This is a genomic window from Rhizobium sp. ZPR4 (assembly GCF_040215725.1).
Classification (GTDB): domain Bacteria; phylum Pseudomonadota; class Alphaproteobacteria; order Rhizobiales; family Rhizobiaceae; genus Rhizobium; species Rhizobium rhizogenes_D.
Map to the genome: position 1 here is coordinate 713,269 of NZ_CP157967.1, position 14,012 is coordinate 727,280.

The following is a 14,012-nucleotide window of genomic DNA, read 5'->3' on the forward strand; positions in this document are numbered from 1 at the left end:
GTGCTTCACAACTGACGGCAAATACCATCAGAATATTGACGTTAACGTAAGGGTAATTTAACTTGTTTTACGCGTTGGGCAAATTGGGGGATTGCCTGTCGCTTCCCGGCTCGACAATCCTTTCCCATTTTGACAAGAGATAACCGAAGCGGGGAAGACGCCCAGAGGGATAAGGCTGCGATCCAAGATGATCGGACGCCGGCCAAGCGGAGAAGATGAATGACTGACGCGAACGAGCTGCCGGAACGCGAGAGCATGGAATTCGACGTTGTGATCGTCGGCGCAGGTCCCGCGGGCCTGTCGGCTGCGATCCGACTGAAGCAGATCAATCCCGATCTCACCGTCGTCGTACTCGAAAAGGGTGCCGAAGTCGGCGCGCATATCCTGTCGGGCGCCGTCGTCGACCCGATCGGCATCGATCGCCTGTTGCCGGGCTGGCGAGAGGAGGAGGGGCACCCCTTCAAGACCAAGGTGACGTCGGACCACTTCCTGTTCCTTGGCCCCGCCGGCTCCATCCGCCTGCCGAACTTCCTCATGCCGCCGCTGATGAACAATCACGGCAACTATATCGTCTCGCTCGGCAACGTCTGTCGTTGGCTGGCCGAGAAGGCGGAAGCGCTCGGCGTCGAAATCTACCCCGGCTTCGCCGCGACCGAAGTGCTCTATAATGACGAGGGCGCGGTGATCGGTGTCGCCACCGGCGACATGGGCATCGAGAAGAACGGTGAACCCGGCCCGAACTATACACGCGGCATGGCGCTCTTAGGCAAGTATGTGCTGATCGGCGAAGGCGTGCGCGGCTCGCTTGCCAAGCAGCTCATCGCCAAGTTCGATCTGTCGCGGGATAGCGACGTGCCGAAATTCGGCATCGGCATCAAGGAGCTCTGGGAGGTCAAGCGCGAGAACCACAAGAAGGGCCTCGTGCAGCACTCCTTCGGCTGGCCGCTGGGTATGAAGACGGGCGGCGGCTCCTTCCTCTATCATCTGGAAGACAATCTGGTCGCCGTCGGCTTCGTCGTGCACCTGAACTACAAGAACCCCTATCTTTATCCTTTCGAGGAGTTCCAGCGCTTCAAGACGCATCCGGCGATCCGCGGCACCTTCGAGGGCGGCAAGCGCATCTCCTATGGCGCCCGCGCCATCACCGAGGGTGGCTGGCAGTCCGTGCCGAAGCTGACCTTCCCGGGCGGCGCGCTGATCGGCTGCTCGGCCGGCTTCGTCAACGTTCCCCGCATCAAGGGCAGCCACAATGCGGTGCTGTCCGGCATGCTGGCGGCGGACAAGATCGCCGAGGCGATCGCGGCCGGTCGCGGCAATGACGAGGTGATCGAGATTGAGAACGAATGGCGCCAGACGGATATCGGCAAGGATCTGAAGCGCGTCAGGAACGTCAAGCCGTTGTGGTCGAAGTTCGGCACGGCGGTCGGCGTGGCGCTCGGCGGTCTCGACATGTGGACGAACCAGCTGTTCGGCTTCTCTTTCTTCGGCACGCTGAAGCACGGCAAGACGGATGCCCAATCGCTGGAACCCGCAGCCCAGCACCAGAAGATCGACTATCCGAAGCCGGATGGTGTCCTGACCTTCGACCGTCTCTCCTCGGTGTTCCTGTCGAACACCAACCATGAGGAAGACCAGCCGGTGCATCTCAAAGTCAGGGATATGGCGCTGCAGGTGTCGTCGGAGCACGATGTCTTTGCCGGTCCTTCGACGCGCTACTGTCCGGCAGGCGTCTATGAATGGGTCGAGAAGGATGGCAAGGAAACCTTTGTCATCAACGCCCAGAACTGCGTCCACTGCAAGACCTGCGACATCAAGGACCCGAACCAGAACATCAACTGGGTTCCCCCGCAGGGTGGCGAAGGACCGGTCTATCCGAATATGTGAGATGGAATGACCGATATAGCAGAGGACGCCTGGGCGATCCGCTCGGCCAGGGCCGATGAGCTGAATTTGCTTGCCGACATCGAGGTCGATGCCTTCTGGGCTTTGCATGAGGCTGGTGCGGTCGCCTGCGAACCCACATCGCTGCCTCTCGATGTGCTGCGGCAATCTCTGGCGGAGCAGCTGCTGTTCGTTGCCGTTGATGGTGAGGACCGACCGTTCGGCTTTCTGGCCGGTATCCGCAAGCATGGCTGCGTTCACATCGCCGAACTCGATGTCGTCAGGCACTGGCAGAAGCGAGGTGTCGGGAGGCGGCTGATGGAGGCTGTGATTGAAGCGGCCAGAGCTCAAGATGCTGCGGGCGTCACGCTTACCACAGACCGGCAGGTCGCCTTCAACGCGCCTTTCTATGCCTCCATGGGGTTTCGCATCCTGGATGACGAGGAAAGGCCGGCCGTTCTCACGCAGATCCTGGAAAATGAAGTTGCCCACGGCGCTGATCCGGTGAGACGCGTGGCGATGGCGCTTCGTTTCTGAATTATGCCGCTACGGCAATTCCGAGGTTTTCGGCGACACGCTGCAGCCGTCTGTCGCGTGTCCAGAGACAAGTTCCAGGCATCAGGATCGCAGCCGCCGCGAGATGGGCATCGATATAGCCGATTCCCGCTCCCTGCAGTTTGTTGCTCCGGATGAAATAGAGAACATCCTCATCCGAGGCTCTCGCAATTGGAGGCAGTCGGCGGAGGCTTCCTATCACGAGATCGTATTGCCGCAGATTTCCAAGGCCGATTTCGCCGACGACGAAAGGATGAACGACGACTTGTTTTTGCTCCAGCAGAGTTTGGAGCCGAGCCTCCGGCGAATGAAAGTGATCGATCCAGATCGACGTATCGACCAGGATCATTCGATGCCAAACTGGCGACGAGGGGGAGCCGTGATATCCGGTTCGGTGCCGCCGAGACGTATCAGGGTTCTGGCTGCTTCCCGCTCTACAAGGGCTTTCAATGCCTCGCGCAGGATCGCCGAAGTCTCGGCAAGGCCGGTAACCTCGCGTGCATCAGCGAGCAATTTGTCATCGATGGCTACGGTGGTCCGCATTGATATCTCCGTTATCATCAAAATTAGCATCAGGTGATGCGGCTTTCAATGCCGAAGGCTGCCTATGGCAGCCTTCGATTGATATCTTGGAGATAATAGGTTTATCGCCGTGCCAGCAGCCCGGTCGAAAGCGCCACCCCAAGTCCCGTGACAATCGCTGCTGCAATCCCGGCCATTCCGATTTCTTCGCCGAGCAGAAAGCCGCCGCCGATCGTGGCGAGAACAGGGGTGATGGCGGTGAAGGCTGCGGCCTGCGTGCCGCCGAGAGCTTGGACGGCAAGACCATAGGCAAGCGTGGCGGCAAGGCCTGACAGCAGTCCCTGGCTGACGATCTGCAGGCCGATTTCCGGCAGCGGCACCGAGGCAAGCGAGCTGCCGAAGATGGCGGCCAATCCGACATGGATCAGGAACGACCAGACGGCGATGATGGCGCTCGATTGCACGGCGCTGAGGCCCGAGCGGCGGAAGGCGTGGGTGTAGGTTGCCCAGAGCAGGGCGGCAAGCGGCAGCAGCGTAAAGCCCTCCCAGGAGATCTGCACGCCATAGAGGCTGCGGGCAAGCAGGATGACGACGCCGGCGACGATGCCGCCAAGGCCGAGCCAACGGGTGATGTCGAGCCGTTCGCGGAACAAGAGCACGCCGATCAGGGCGGCGGCCAGCGGCATGGAGCCGCCGAGCAGGATGCCGGCCGAGGAGGCGGGCGTGAACTGGATGGCGAAGGTGGTGAGCTGGAAGAAGAGGGCGCCGGAGCCGCAGACCATCAAGGCCAGCAGCTTCAGCGGCACGCCCTTCGGCAGCAGGCCCGTCCGCCACCAGACGGGAGCCAGCACCAGCGCCGGCACGCCATAGCGGATCAGGCCGAGATCGATGGTGCCCATCTGCGTTTCGGCGGTGTGGCGGGTTGCAAGAATCCAGTTTGCCCAGATCAAGACGGTGACGATGGCACCGGCATAGCCGACCATGGTGGGGGTTGCCTTGCGGGTGGAGAGAGACAAAGCGGTCATCGACATATCCTTTCCAACGATCCGGTTATCTTTCGAATGAGGAAAAGATAGCGCCGAAGGCCGGGGCATGTCCTTGCTAGTTATGGCTCCAAAATCATGCTATCAGCAATAATCTGCCAATATAGGCGATTGGATTTCCTTGATATGCCAAAACTGGATAAATTCGATATCGCGATCCTCAACTGCCTGCAGGAGGATGCGCGCGCCACCAATGTCGAGATCGCTGAGCGGGTAAACCTCTCGCCGTCTCCCTGTCTGAGACGCATTCGCAATCTGGAAAAATCCGGGCTCTTGCGCGGCTACCGCGCGGATATCGATCGCAAGGAGGCCGGTCTCGGTCTCACGGTTTTCGTCGAACTCAAGGTCGGCCATCATTCGAAGGAGAATTCCGAAACGCAGCAGGCCGCATTGCTCGCCATACCGGAAGTCGTCGCCTGCCATCTGATTTCGGGCTCGGCCGATTTTCTGGCGGAGGTCGTGGTGGAGGATCTGGCCGCCTATGAGAAGGTGATGTCTGAAAAGCTTCTGGTGCTTCCCGGCGTGGTCGATCTGCGCTCGAACTTCGCCATCCGCACCATCAAGACCAACGGTGCTCTGAAACTGCCACCGCCTGAATGAAGCAGCCGGAGTGAAAATGAAAGGGGGCCGTTGCCGGCCCCTTTTACAATGACAGTTTGATTATCCTCAGAGCATCGTGCCGCTAAGGATCAGCAGCGCCACCGAGAAATAGATCACCAGACCGGTGACATCGACCAGCGTCGCGACGAAGGGCGCCGATGCGCTGGCGGGATCGAGCCGCAGCTTCTGCAAGACGAACGGCAGCATCGAGCCGGCCAGCGAGCCGAAGGTGACGATACCGATGAGGGCCGCGAAGACGGTCAGGGCGACCAGCTGCCAGTGCGGGCCGTAGTCGAAGAGGCCGATGTTCTGCCAGAGCACGATGCGGGCGAAGCCGACGAGGCCGAGGATCGCGCCGAGCACGATGCCGGTCGGCAGTTCGCGAAGCGCCACGCGCCACCAGTCCGAAAGCTTGAGTTCGCCGAGCGCCAGCGCCCGGATGATCAGCGATGTCGCTTGCGAACCGGAATTGCCGCCCGAGCTCATGATGAGCGGGATGAAGAGCGTCAGCACGACGGCCTTCTCCAGCTCGCCTTCGAAATGCTGCATGGCGCTTGCCGTCAACATTTCCCCGAGGAAGAGGGCTGCGAGCCAGCCGGCGCGCTTGCGGATCATGCCCGCAAAGCTGATCTTCATATAGGGTTGGCCGAGAGCCTCCATACCACCGAACTTCTGGGCGTCTTCGGTCGTGTCGGCGATCATCGTGTCGATAACGTCGTCGACCGTGACGATGCCGAGCATGTGGCCCTTGTCGTCGACGACCGGAAGCGCCAGCAGATCGTGGCGCCGGATCAGGCGCGCGACGTCCTCCTGCTTCATCAGCGGCGGTGCCGTGACCGGCGTGCCCTTCTGGGCGACGGTCAGGATGCAGGCATCCGGCTCGCCGGTGATGAGGCGGCGCAGCGTTACGACATGTAGCAGCACATGGGTTTCGTCATCGAGGACATAGATGGCGTAGACCGTTTCGCGGGAGCGCTCGACCTGGCGAACGTGATCGAGCGTCTGCGCAACCGTCCAGCTTGCCAGCACGCTGACGAATTCCGTCGTCATGATGCCGCCAGCCGTGCGCGGCGGATAGCCCATCAGGCCCTGGATCGCCTGCCTTGCGTGTTCGTCGAAGGTGGCGAAGAGCCGGGCGCGCGTATCGATATCCATTTCGAGCAGCACGTCGGCGACGCGGTCGTTGGACATGCCGTGCAGCAGCCGTGCGGCGTCCGCATTGCCCATGACTTCGAGAATGGCGTGTGCGTTGCGCAGTTCCGGCCGGTCGAGGATGCGCACGGCGCGCTCTTCCGGCATTTTGGCGAGGATGCGCGCAGCCTCTGCCACGTCTACTGCGTTCAGAGCCTCGACGCGTTCCGCAATGGTGACGGCGCGATTGTTATTGATGAATGCACGAGCGGCGTTGCCGGCCCGCGCTGGAAAGCTGTTTATGTTCATTATAGCTCGCCTTTCCGGTCGATCCGCCGTCGTAGCGGATCGTGGCGAGCCGACAGGAGTCGGTTAGTGCACGAATGCTACTGACGGCAAAGGCAATCGACTACTACTGTCGCTAGGCATCGAAAGATGGCTCCGGTTAATCGGTATGGAAAACACTGTTCCCCACGTGCGGAGAAGTCGCGCCGAAGGCATGAAAAGTCAAGAGGTGGAAGCGCCTAAATGCTCGATCCTGCGATAAAAATTTGTTTAGGCGGCTGCAAATTTTTGCGATGCAACAAAACCTGGTGCAAATGCGTTAAAACAAGGCGGCCGGACGACATGCGCCCGGCCTGATTTGCCATGAATTTTGCTCGTTCAGAAACCGGCCAGGACGACCTTGCCCTTCATCTTGCCGGTCTCCACAAGGGCATGCGCCTTCTTCAGGTTGGCGGCATTGATCGTGCCCGCGGTCTCCGTCAGCGTCGAGCGAATCTTGCCGGCATCCACCAGCTCGGCAACCTTCGTCAGCAGCTTGTGCTGCTCGATCTGGTCGGCTGTGTTGAACAGGGGACGGGTGAACATCAGCTCCCAGTGGATCGAAACCGCCTTGCGCTTGAAGGGCACGACATCGAGCGCCTTCGGGTCGTCGATGAGCGCAAACCGGCCCTGTGGCGCGATGGCTTCGACGATCGAGCCGATATGATCTGACGTATTCGTCGTTGAGAACACGAAAGCGGGAGCGCCGATGCCGAGCGCTTCGATCTGTGGCGCAAGCGGCTTCGAATGATCGATGACGTGATGGGCGCCCAGCTCCTTGACCCAGGCCTGCGTTTCCGGGCGGGATGCGGTGACGACGATGGTGAGATCGGTCAGCGCGCGGGCGATCTGGATGGTGATCGATCCGACACCGCCGGCCCCGCCGATGATGAGGATGGCATTGGCGACGCCGGGAACCGGGTCTTGCACTTTCAGGCGGTCGAACAATGCCTCATAGGCTGTGATCGAGGTCAGCGGCAGTGCGGCCGCGGCCGAAAAATCGAGGCTCTTCGGCTTGGCGCCGACGATGCGTTCGTCGACGAGATGGAATTCGGCATTCGAACCATCGCGGTTGATGGCGCCGGCATAGAAGACCTCATCACCCGGCTTGAACATGGTGACATCGGGGCCAACCGCCTTGACGATGCCGGCAGCATCCCAGCCGAGGATCTTGTAGGCGCCTTCGCTCGGAGCGACGTTGGCACGGACTTTGACATCGACCGGATTGACGGAAACGGCCTTCACCTCAACGAGTAGATCATGGCCCTCTGCTTCGGGTGTCGGTAGCTCGATGTCGATCAGCGATGTCTCTGCGGAGATGGGTTGCGGTTGCTTGTAGGCGACTGCGCGCATGAGAGAAGCTCCTCGGTTTGTTGCACAGAGGCTAGATGCGCATTATCCTCAAAAGGCGCAAGAATGCACAATTTCTGTACGTAGGTACAAAAAGGATACTGTCGATGTCGGTTCCCCGCTCCAAGCTTGTCAGGAATTTCCCGGGATGCCCGGTCGAGGCGACGCTGAGCCTGCTCGACGGCAAATGGAAGGGTGTGATCCTGTTTCATCTGTTGGGGGGAACGCTTCGTTTCAACGAAATCCGTCGCAAGCTGCCATCGGTGACACAGCGCATGCTGACGAAGCAATTGCGGGAACTGGAGGAATCGGGGCTGGTTTCACGCACCGTCTTTCCGGTGGTGCCGCCGCGCGTCGATTATGCGCTGACGCCGCTTGGCGCCAGCCTGGGGCCGATCATCAAGGCGATGGCCGTGTGGGGCGAGGAAAATGTGTTCTGCCACGACGGCCGCCAACAATTGGCGACCGCGGGAGCCTCATGCGCGCCCGGTGCGGCGCTCCAGGCCAACTGAGAGCGCAAATACGGCAAGACCGCCGACGGAGAGAACTGCGCCGACATAGCCGGTCGCAGCGGCCGTGAAGCCCCAGGAGATCACGAGCCCGCCGAGCCAGGCGCCGAGCGCATTGGCGATGTTGAAGGCGGAGTGATTGGAGGCGGCAGCCAGCGTCTGGGCATCCGCGGCCACATCCATCAGCCGCGTCTGCACGGCTGGACAGGCGGCAAAGCCGCAGCCGATCAGGAACACGCAGACGCAGAGCATGATCGGGTTGGCAGCCGTCAGCGAGAAGAGCGTCATGATGATGATATTGAAGATCATCATGCCGCCGATCGTTGCCTTGATCGAGATGTCGCCGAGGCGCGAACCGACGATGTTGCCGACATTCATGCCGATGCCGAAGAGCGCCAGCACGACCGGCACCATGGCGGAGCCGAGGCCGGCAACGTCAGTCGTGGTCGTCGCGACATAGCTGAAGATCGAAAACATGCCACCGAAGCCGACAGCGGCAACGCCAAGCGTCAGCCAGACCTGGATGCGCTTCAGTGCGCCGAGCTCGCGGGTGATGCTGGCGCCTTCCTCGACCTTGTCCTTGGGGAGGAAGAGGGCGATCAGCAGCATTGTGACGAGGCCGACGCCGCCGACCATCATGAAGGCTGCGCGCCATTCGAGCATCTGGCCGAGGAACGTGGCGATCGGCGTGCCGATCAGCGTTGCGATCGTGAGACCAAGCATGACCTGGCCGACGGCGCGCACGCGGCGGTGAACTGGCACCATGGAGGCGGCAACCAGCGCTGCCACGCCGAAATAGGCGCCATGCGGCAGGCCGGTGATGAAGCGCAGCGCCGTGAAGCTTTCGAAGGTCGGTGCAAAAGCGCTGGAAATATTGCCGGCGGCAAAGATCGCCATCATCAGCAGGAGCAGCGTACGGCGCGCCATCTTGGCGGCGAGCACGGCAATGATCGGCGCACCGACCACGACGCCGAGCGCATAGGCGCTGATCACATGACCGGCTTGCGGTGTCGTCACGCCAAAGGTGTCGGCTACGTTAGGCAGCAGTCCCATGATGACGAATTCGCCCGTACCGATACCGAAGCTGCCGACAGCCAGCGCCAAGGTCACCAGCGCGATCGCTGTGCGCGACGGCGCCTCCAGGGCGGTTTGGGTATCGAGGACCTCGGCGGTAATATCGCTCACGAAAACTCCTTGGGCGGCACATGAAGATCAAGCGCCGCGAATCAGACTGCAAACTCCGGTTATGCCGCGTTCAGTGCATCAAACTGGGATATGGGACTGGCGAAGCACGGACATGCCTCCGTTGGTACTATCAATGACCATGGTGCGTCTGTCGCGTGCATTTTTTGCAGTGCAGCATGTCGGAGCATGCATAAGTGCGCTGCGGCGATCGGGCGAAACGGCCGCAATGCTTGAAATCGTTCCATCCAAAACCATCTGAGAAGAAGCGCACGGGGGCTTCAGCCCCTCAAAGACACAATTTGCGGGAAGACCGAGAGCCCCCGATGAAGTTGATCGGCTTTTTCAATCGCGATGGCGGTACGTTCCGCACGACCGACATGACTGCCTACGAGCAGAGAGCGGAACAGGTCTTCCGCGACGCCGGTCACGATTTCGAAGCTGTGGTCGTGGAGGGGCGCAATATCGTCTCGGCGATGGAGCGCGCTGCACGCCGCGATGACATTGATGGGATCGTCGCTGGCGGTGGCGATGGCACGATTTCGGCTGCTGCCGCCATCGCCTGGAAGAATGGCGTCGCTCTCGGCGTCATCCCGGCCGGCACCATGAACCTCTTTGCGCGCTCATTGCGGCTGCCGCTTGATATCTGGCAGACGCTCAGCGTACTGGCGGCAGGCGAGGTCGACAATGTCGATATCGGCAGCGCCAATGGCCGTGCCTTCGTGCATCAGTTTTCGGCGGGCCTGCATGCCCGTATGGTGCGCTATCGAAACGGCTACACCTATCGTTCGCGCATCGGCAAGATGTCGGCCAGCACCCGCGCTGCCTTCGGCGTCATCGCCAATCCGCCGGAATTTGATGTCGACTTCGAGGCCGGCGATATCAGTGAACGCCGACATGTCTCCGCAATCTCCGTCTCCAACAATCCCTTCGGTGCCAATGCGCTGCTTTATGCCGACAGCCTGCGCAGCGGTGAGCTGGGCTTCTATACGGCAAAGCCCCTTCGGCCGCTCGGCGTCGCCCGGCTTGCCATCGACATGCTGCGGGGCAGGGTTCGCGAGAATGCCGATGTCATGGTCATGCACGCGCCGGAAGTGCATCTGCATTTCCCGAAGCTGCGGCAGCTCGCCAATTGCGTCATGGACGGCGAACTCTTGCCGCTCGAGCGTGATGTGACGCTCAAGGTGCACCCCGGCGAACTCAAGGTGATGGTGCGAGAGGGGACTGCCGCCAGCGTTGCCCGTGAGGGCGCCGTCGATAGTGTCGCGATCTGACAGGGTCAGAAGCGCGGCAGATAGGTGCGATAGTCAAAATCGGACACGGTGCGCAGATAGCGGATCGCTTCCTTGTGCTTCGTATCGCCGTAAAGCCGCTGATATCGCTCCCCGAAGATATCGGCGATGAAGGCGGAGGCACGGAAGCGCTCGACAGCCGTCAGGAAATCATGCGTCAGCTTGGGCGCATCGGCCGGTACATAGGCGGGCGTCGATTCCTCACCTGGGTCCAATTCATTCTGCAGGCCGAGCAACATGCCGCCAAGGATCGCCGCCAGCATCAGATAGGGATTGGCATCCGCACCGGCGACGCGGTGCTCGATGCGCGCGCCCGGCCCATCCTTCTCGGGAATGCGCACGGCCGTGCCGCGATGGCCAAAGCCCCAGGTGAGATCGACGGGGGCAAATGAGCCCGGCTGGAAGCGGCGATAGGAATTGGCATAGGGCGCAAAGACCAGCTGTGCATCCTGCAGCGTCTGCAGCAACCCGGCGCAGATCGATTTCAGCCTCTTCGGCTCCCCGCCGGCTGCATCCAGCACATTGCGCCCCTGAGCATCGATGATACTCGCATGCACATGCAGTCCCGAGCCGGCGTGATCGGTATAGGGCTTGGCCATGCAGGTGGATTTCAAGCCATGCTTGCGCGCCGCCTGCTCGGCTACGCGCTTCAGCATGATGCAATCGTCCGCAGCGGCCAGCGCATCCGGGCGGTGCAGGAGGTTGACCTCGAACTGGCCGGGGCCGAACTCCGCCGTCGTTGCGTCCGCCGGCAGCCCTTGCACCCGTGCATAGGCGCGCAGCGTTTCGAGGTAATCATCAAGGAGATCGACGGCGTCCATGTCATAGAGCTGAAAGCCGTTCGGCTCGCCCTGATAGGTCAATGCGGGCGGCGGCGAGGGGATACCTCTGTCGCGCCAGTCTCCGGCCAGAAGGTAGAATTCCAGCTCGGTCGCGATGACGGGCGTCAGCCCGAGCGCCTTATAGCGATCGACCACGGCCGCGAGAATGGCGCGCGGGTCCTGAAAGCTCGGGCTACCGTCGAGCTCGTGCATGGTGGCAAGCACCTGCTTCGATCCCGCTGGCGCCCAGGGCATGTCCACCAGCGTGCGCTCATCGGCAACGCAGGTTCCATCGGGATCGCCGATCGTCAGTGACAGGCCGGTAATGTCGTCATTGTCGTCGCCCCAGATGTCGAGCGATTGCGTCGAGGTCGGCAGCCGCACGGCGCCGGACCAGACCTTCTTTTCGGCTGAAATCGGGATCTGCTTGCCTCTGAGCCGGCCATTCATGTCCGAGATCAGCACCTCGATGCGCGCGTTACCTTCGGTTGCGTTGTCGGCCGCCATGCTCTTGTAAATCCCCATTCCTCACGGCATGGTCGTAAACCAAGATAGTTTTCAGTCAAGTATGGTTACGGCACAGTCTAGAGCTTGGCCCTTTCATTACCCTAGCCCTCTCCCCGCATTGCGGGGAGAGGGGGCCTAACGGTGCCAGTCGTACCCAAAGCGGGCAATCCGGCACTTTAACCCCCTCTTCCCGTTCGACGGGGAGAGGGCTGGAGTGAGGGGCCATGCACATAATCGCGACGTTGACGGGCTTGCCTGACAAGCGCCAATTCAAAGAGGGTTCGAATAAATCATGTCCGACACGCCAAGCCGCTCCAATCTCGCCGCCCTTGATGCCGCCCATCACCTTCATCCCTTCGCGGATACGAAGACGCTCAATGCTGATGGTGCGCGCGTCATCCAGCGCGGCGAGGGCGTCTATATTTTCGATGCGGAAGGGCGGAAGTATCTGGATGGATTTGCCGGCCTCTGGTGCGTCAACATCGGCTATGGCCGCGCCGAAATTGCCGACGCCGTTGCCCGGCAGATGAACGAGCTGCCCTATTACAACACCTTCTTCGGCACCACGACCACGCCGGCAACGCTTCTTGCGGAGAAGGTCTGCGCCCATGCCGGACCGCGGTTCAACCACGTGTTCTTCACCAATTCCGGCTCCGAGGCCAATGACACCTGGTTCCGCATGGCGAGGGTCTATTGGGGTGCCGTGGGCAAGCCGACGAAGAAGACCATCATTGCCCGCAAGAACGGCTATCACGGTTCGACCGTTGCCGGCGCCAGCATGGGCGGCATGAAATACATGCATGAGCAGGGCGATCTACCGATTCCCGGCGTCGTCCATATCGGCCAGCCCTATTGGTACGCCAAGGGTGGCGATCTCTCGCCGGAGGAATTCGGCCTTAAGGTTGCCCGCGAGCTCGAAGCCAAGATCGACGAACTGGGCGAGGATAATGTCGCGGCCTTCGTCGCCGAGCCGGTGCAGGGTGCCGGCGGCGTGATCGTCCCGCCGGCCACCTATTGGCCCGAGATCGCGCGCATCTGCAAGGCAAGGAACATCCTGCTCGTCTGCGACGAGGTGATCTGCGGCTTCGGTCGTCTCGGTGCATGGTTCGGCCATCAGCATTTCGGTGTCGAACCCGATCTGGTGCCGATCGCCAAGGGACTGTCGTCGGGCTATCTGCCGATCGGCGGTGTGCTTGTCAGCGATCGCATTGCCGATGTGCTCATCAACGAGGTTGGCGAATTCAATCACGGCTTCACCTATTCCGGCCACCCCGTTTGCGCCGCCGCCGCACTCGAAAATCTCCGGATCATCGAGGAGGAAAAGCTGGTCGAGCGCGTGCGTGACGATATCGGTCCGTACTTCGCTAAGGCTTGGGGCAGCCTTGCCGATCATGACATGGTCGGCGAAGCCGTCAGCATCGGCCTGATGGGCGGGCTGCAGCTCGCCGCCGACAAATCCACCCGCCGACGCTTCGAAAAGCCGGATGCCATCGGCTCAGCCGTGCGCAACCATGCCCTGGCCAATGGTCTGGTGCTGCGCGCTACCGGCGACCGCATGCTGGCCTCGCCGCCGCTCGTCATCAGTCATGATGAGGTGGATACCATGGTCCGCATCGCTCGAAACGCGCTCGATGCCGTCTGGGCAGAGGTGAAGTCGTAATCAGGGCTTGGGCGCTGGTGTCGGCACTTCCCACTTGCCCGCCTTGTGAAGGGCAAGTGTCAATGCCGCGACATGGATCATCTGGATCATTTTCCCTTCCAGCGCCAGCTCGATGGCCTGCCGGATCGGCATGCGGATCAGGCGGATGCGTTCGGTCGGGTCGTCCGCCGGCTTGGCGCTGAATTCAACATTACGGGCAATGACGATATGCGCGAGGTTGGTATGCGTGGCCGGGTTGGGCGCAAGCTTGCCGACATAATCCCAATCGGCAGATGAAAGCCCCGTTTCCTCGCGCAGCTCGCGCGCAGCCGCCTCGACCGGGCTTGCATCGCTCGCATCCATGGCTCCGCCGGGAAGTTCGAGCGCCACGACACCCAATCCATGACGATATTGCTGGACGAGATAAATGTGATCCTCGGCATCGAGTGCGATGATCTCGACCCAATCGGGATATTCCAGCACGTAATAGGGCGCGATCTCCACGGCTTCCGCCGTCACGCAGTTGTCGGCACGAACCTTCAGCCAGCGATCATGAACCAGATACGTTGAACCCGTCGTCCGCCACGGCGGCAGGTCTGCCGTGTCCAATAGCAGGCTCATGATATCGTCCTTCGAACTCATGCGCCGTTCAGCTC

The 14,012-nt window shown here is 61.3% G+C and carries 14 protein-coding genes; 6 read left to right on the forward strand and 8 right to left on the reverse strand.

The window, feature by feature from the left end; genetic code table 11:
* The first annotated feature begins 219 nt into the window (after nt 1-219).
* Nucleotides 220-1,884 (forward strand): electron transfer flavoprotein-ubiquinone oxidoreductase, encoded by a 1,665-nt coding sequence (locus tag ABOK31_RS03475; RefSeq protein WP_174174028.1) that lies wholly within the window; start codon nt 220-222, stop codon nt 1,882-1,884.
* Nucleotides 1,885-1,890: 6 nt separating this feature from the next.
* On the forward strand, nt 1,891-2,418 hold the full coding sequence (locus ABOK31_RS03480) for a GNAT family N-acetyltransferase (protein WP_174174029.1): 528 nt from the start codon (nt 1,891-1,893) through the stop codon (nt 2,416-2,418).
* Between the two features lies 1 nt (nt 2,419).
* On the opposite strand, the gene ABOK31_RS03485 is transcribed toward ABOK31_RS03480, so the two are convergent.
* From ABOK31_RS03485 to ABOK31_RS03495, 3 genes are all read right to left on the reverse strand, one after another.
* Nucleotides 2,420-2,785, reverse strand: coding sequence for a type II toxin-antitoxin system VapC family toxin (locus ABOK31_RS03485; RefSeq protein ID WP_349957791.1), 366 nt, complete (start codon nt 2,783-2,785; stop codon nt 2,420-2,422).
* Nucleotides 2,782-2,979, reverse strand: a complete 198-nt coding sequence (locus ABOK31_RS03490) for a type II toxin-antitoxin system VapB family antitoxin (RefSeq protein WP_174174031.1) — start codon at nt 2,977-2,979, stop codon at nt 2,782-2,784. The genes ABOK31_RS03485 and ABOK31_RS03490 overlap by 4 nt, the downstream gene beginning before the upstream one ends.
* Nucleotides 2,980-3,080: 101 nt before the next feature.
* Nucleotides 3,081-3,983 carry a DMT family transporter gene (locus ABOK31_RS03495; RefSeq protein ID WP_174174032.1) on the reverse strand — a complete coding sequence of 301 codons (903 nt, stop codon included), beginning with the start codon at nt 3,981-3,983 and terminating at the stop codon, nt 3,081-3,083.
* A gap of 144 nt (nt 3,984-4,127) precedes the next feature.
* On the opposite strand from ABOK31_RS03495, the gene ABOK31_RS03500 reads away from it, so the two are divergent.
* Nucleotides 4,128-4,601 (forward strand): Lrp/AsnC family transcriptional regulator, encoded by a 474-nt coding sequence (locus tag ABOK31_RS03500; protein ID WP_349957792.1) that lies wholly within the window; start codon nt 4,128-4,130, stop codon nt 4,599-4,601.
* A 66-nt stretch (nt 4,602-4,667) separates the two neighbouring features.
* On the opposite strand, the gene mgtE is transcribed toward ABOK31_RS03500, so the two are convergent.
* Together mgtE and ABOK31_RS03510 are read right to left on the reverse strand one after the other, a co-directional pair.
* The gene (gene mgtE, locus ABOK31_RS03505) at nt 4,668-6,041 is read right to left on the reverse strand and encodes a magnesium transporter (RefSeq protein ID WP_075852074.1); all 1,374 of its coding nucleotides are present in this window, start codon (nt 6,039-6,041) and stop codon (nt 4,668-4,670) included.
* Nucleotides 6,042-6,395: 354 nt separating this feature from the next.
* Entirely contained in the window at nt 6,396-7,409 is a 1,014-nt protein-coding gene (locus ABOK31_RS03510; protein WP_349957793.1) for a zinc-binding alcohol dehydrogenase family protein, read from the reverse strand.
* Between the two features lie 104 nt (nt 7,410-7,513).
* Between ABOK31_RS03510 and ABOK31_RS03515 the strand changes: the two genes are divergently transcribed.
* The gene (locus ABOK31_RS03515) at nt 7,514-7,918 is read left to right on the forward strand and encodes a helix-turn-helix domain-containing protein (protein WP_174174973.1); all 405 of its coding nucleotides are present in this window, start codon (nt 7,514-7,516) and stop codon (nt 7,916-7,918) included.
* Here ABOK31_RS03515 and ABOK31_RS03520 read toward each other — a convergent pair.
* Nucleotides 7,883-9,091 carry an MFS transporter gene (locus tag ABOK31_RS03520; RefSeq protein WP_349958841.1) on the reverse strand — a complete coding sequence of 403 codons (1,209 nt, stop codon included), beginning with the start codon at nt 9,089-9,091 and terminating at the stop codon, nt 7,883-7,885. The genes ABOK31_RS03515 and ABOK31_RS03520 overlap by 36 nt on opposite strands.
* Nucleotides 9,092-9,423: 332 nt before the next feature.
* Between ABOK31_RS03520 and ABOK31_RS03525 the strand changes: the two genes are divergently transcribed.
* The gene (locus ABOK31_RS03525; RefSeq protein WP_349957794.1) at nt 9,424-10,371 is read left to right on the forward strand and encodes a diacylglycerol kinase family protein; all 948 of its coding nucleotides are present in this window, start codon (nt 9,424-9,426) and stop codon (nt 10,369-10,371) included.
* A 5-nt stretch (nt 10,372-10,376) separates the two neighbouring features.
* Here ABOK31_RS03525 and ABOK31_RS03530 read toward each other — a convergent pair whose 3' ends face one another.
* Nucleotides 10,377-11,717, reverse strand: a complete 1,341-nt coding sequence (locus ABOK31_RS03530) for a glutamine synthetase family protein (RefSeq protein ID WP_349957795.1) — start codon at nt 11,715-11,717, stop codon at nt 10,377-10,379.
* Between the two features lie 292 nt (nt 11,718-12,009).
* Here ABOK31_RS03530 and ABOK31_RS03535 point away from each other — a divergent pair, with 292 nt between their 5' ends.
* A complete protein-coding gene (locus tag ABOK31_RS03535) occupies nt 12,010-13,377 on the forward strand; it encodes an aspartate aminotransferase family protein (protein WP_349957796.1) in 1,368 nt (455 codons plus the stop codon).
* Here the strand turns inward: ABOK31_RS03535 and ABOK31_RS03540 are convergent, their stop codons facing one another.
* Complete coding sequence (locus ABOK31_RS03540) at nt 13,378-13,998, reverse strand: NUDIX hydrolase (protein WP_349957797.1); 621 nt, start codon at nt 13,996-13,998, stop codon at nt 13,378-13,380.
* Nucleotides 13,999-14,012: the final 14 nt, after the last annotated feature.

Bases quoted from the DNA above. Each gene is read 5' to 3' on its own strand.
- ABOK31_RS03525 (WP_349957794.1), top strand. From the start codon at position 9,424: ATGAAGTTGATCGGCTTTTTCAATCGCGATGGCGGTACGTTCCGCACG.
- ABOK31_RS03510 (WP_349957793.1), bottom strand. From the start codon at position 7,409: ATGCGCGCAGTCGCCTACAAGCAACCGCAACCCATCTCCGCAGAGACA.
- ABOK31_RS03540 (WP_349957797.1), bottom strand. From the start codon at position 13,998: ATGAGTTCGAAGGACGATATCATGAGCCTGCTATTGGACACGGCAGAC.
- ABOK31_RS03530 (WP_349957795.1), bottom strand. From the start codon at position 11,717: ATGGCGGCCGACAACGCAACCGAAGGTAACGCGCGCATCGAGGTGCTG.
- ABOK31_RS03475 (WP_174174028.1), top strand. From the start codon at position 220: ATGACTGACGCGAACGAGCTGCCGGAACGCGAGAGCATGGAATTCGAC.
- ABOK31_RS03485 (WP_349957791.1), bottom strand. From the start codon at position 2,785: ATGATCCTGGTCGATACGTCGATCTGGATCGATCACTTTCATTCGCCG.
- ABOK31_RS03495 (WP_174174032.1), bottom strand. From the start codon at position 3,983: ATGACCGCTTTGTCTCTCTCCACCCGCAAGGCAACCCCCACCATGGTC.
- mgtE (WP_075852074.1), bottom strand. From the start codon at position 6,041: ATGAACATAAACAGCTTTCCAGCGCGGGCCGGCAACGCCGCTCGTGCA.
- ABOK31_RS03500 (WP_349957792.1), top strand. From the start codon at position 4,128: ATGCCAAAACTGGATAAATTCGATATCGCGATCCTCAACTGCCTGCAG.
- ABOK31_RS03515 (WP_174174973.1), top strand. From the start codon at position 7,514: ATGTCGGTTCCCCGCTCCAAGCTTGTCAGGAATTTCCCGGGATGCCCG.
- ABOK31_RS03480 (WP_174174029.1), top strand. From the start codon at position 1,891: ATGACCGATATAGCAGAGGACGCCTGGGCGATCCGCTCGGCCAGGGCC.
- ABOK31_RS03535 (WP_349957796.1), top strand. From the start codon at position 12,010: ATGTCCGACACGCCAAGCCGCTCCAATCTCGCCGCCCTTGATGCCGCC.
- ABOK31_RS03490 (WP_174174031.1), bottom strand. From the start codon at position 2,979: ATGCGGACCACCGTAGCCATCGATGACAAATTGCTCGCTGATGCACGC.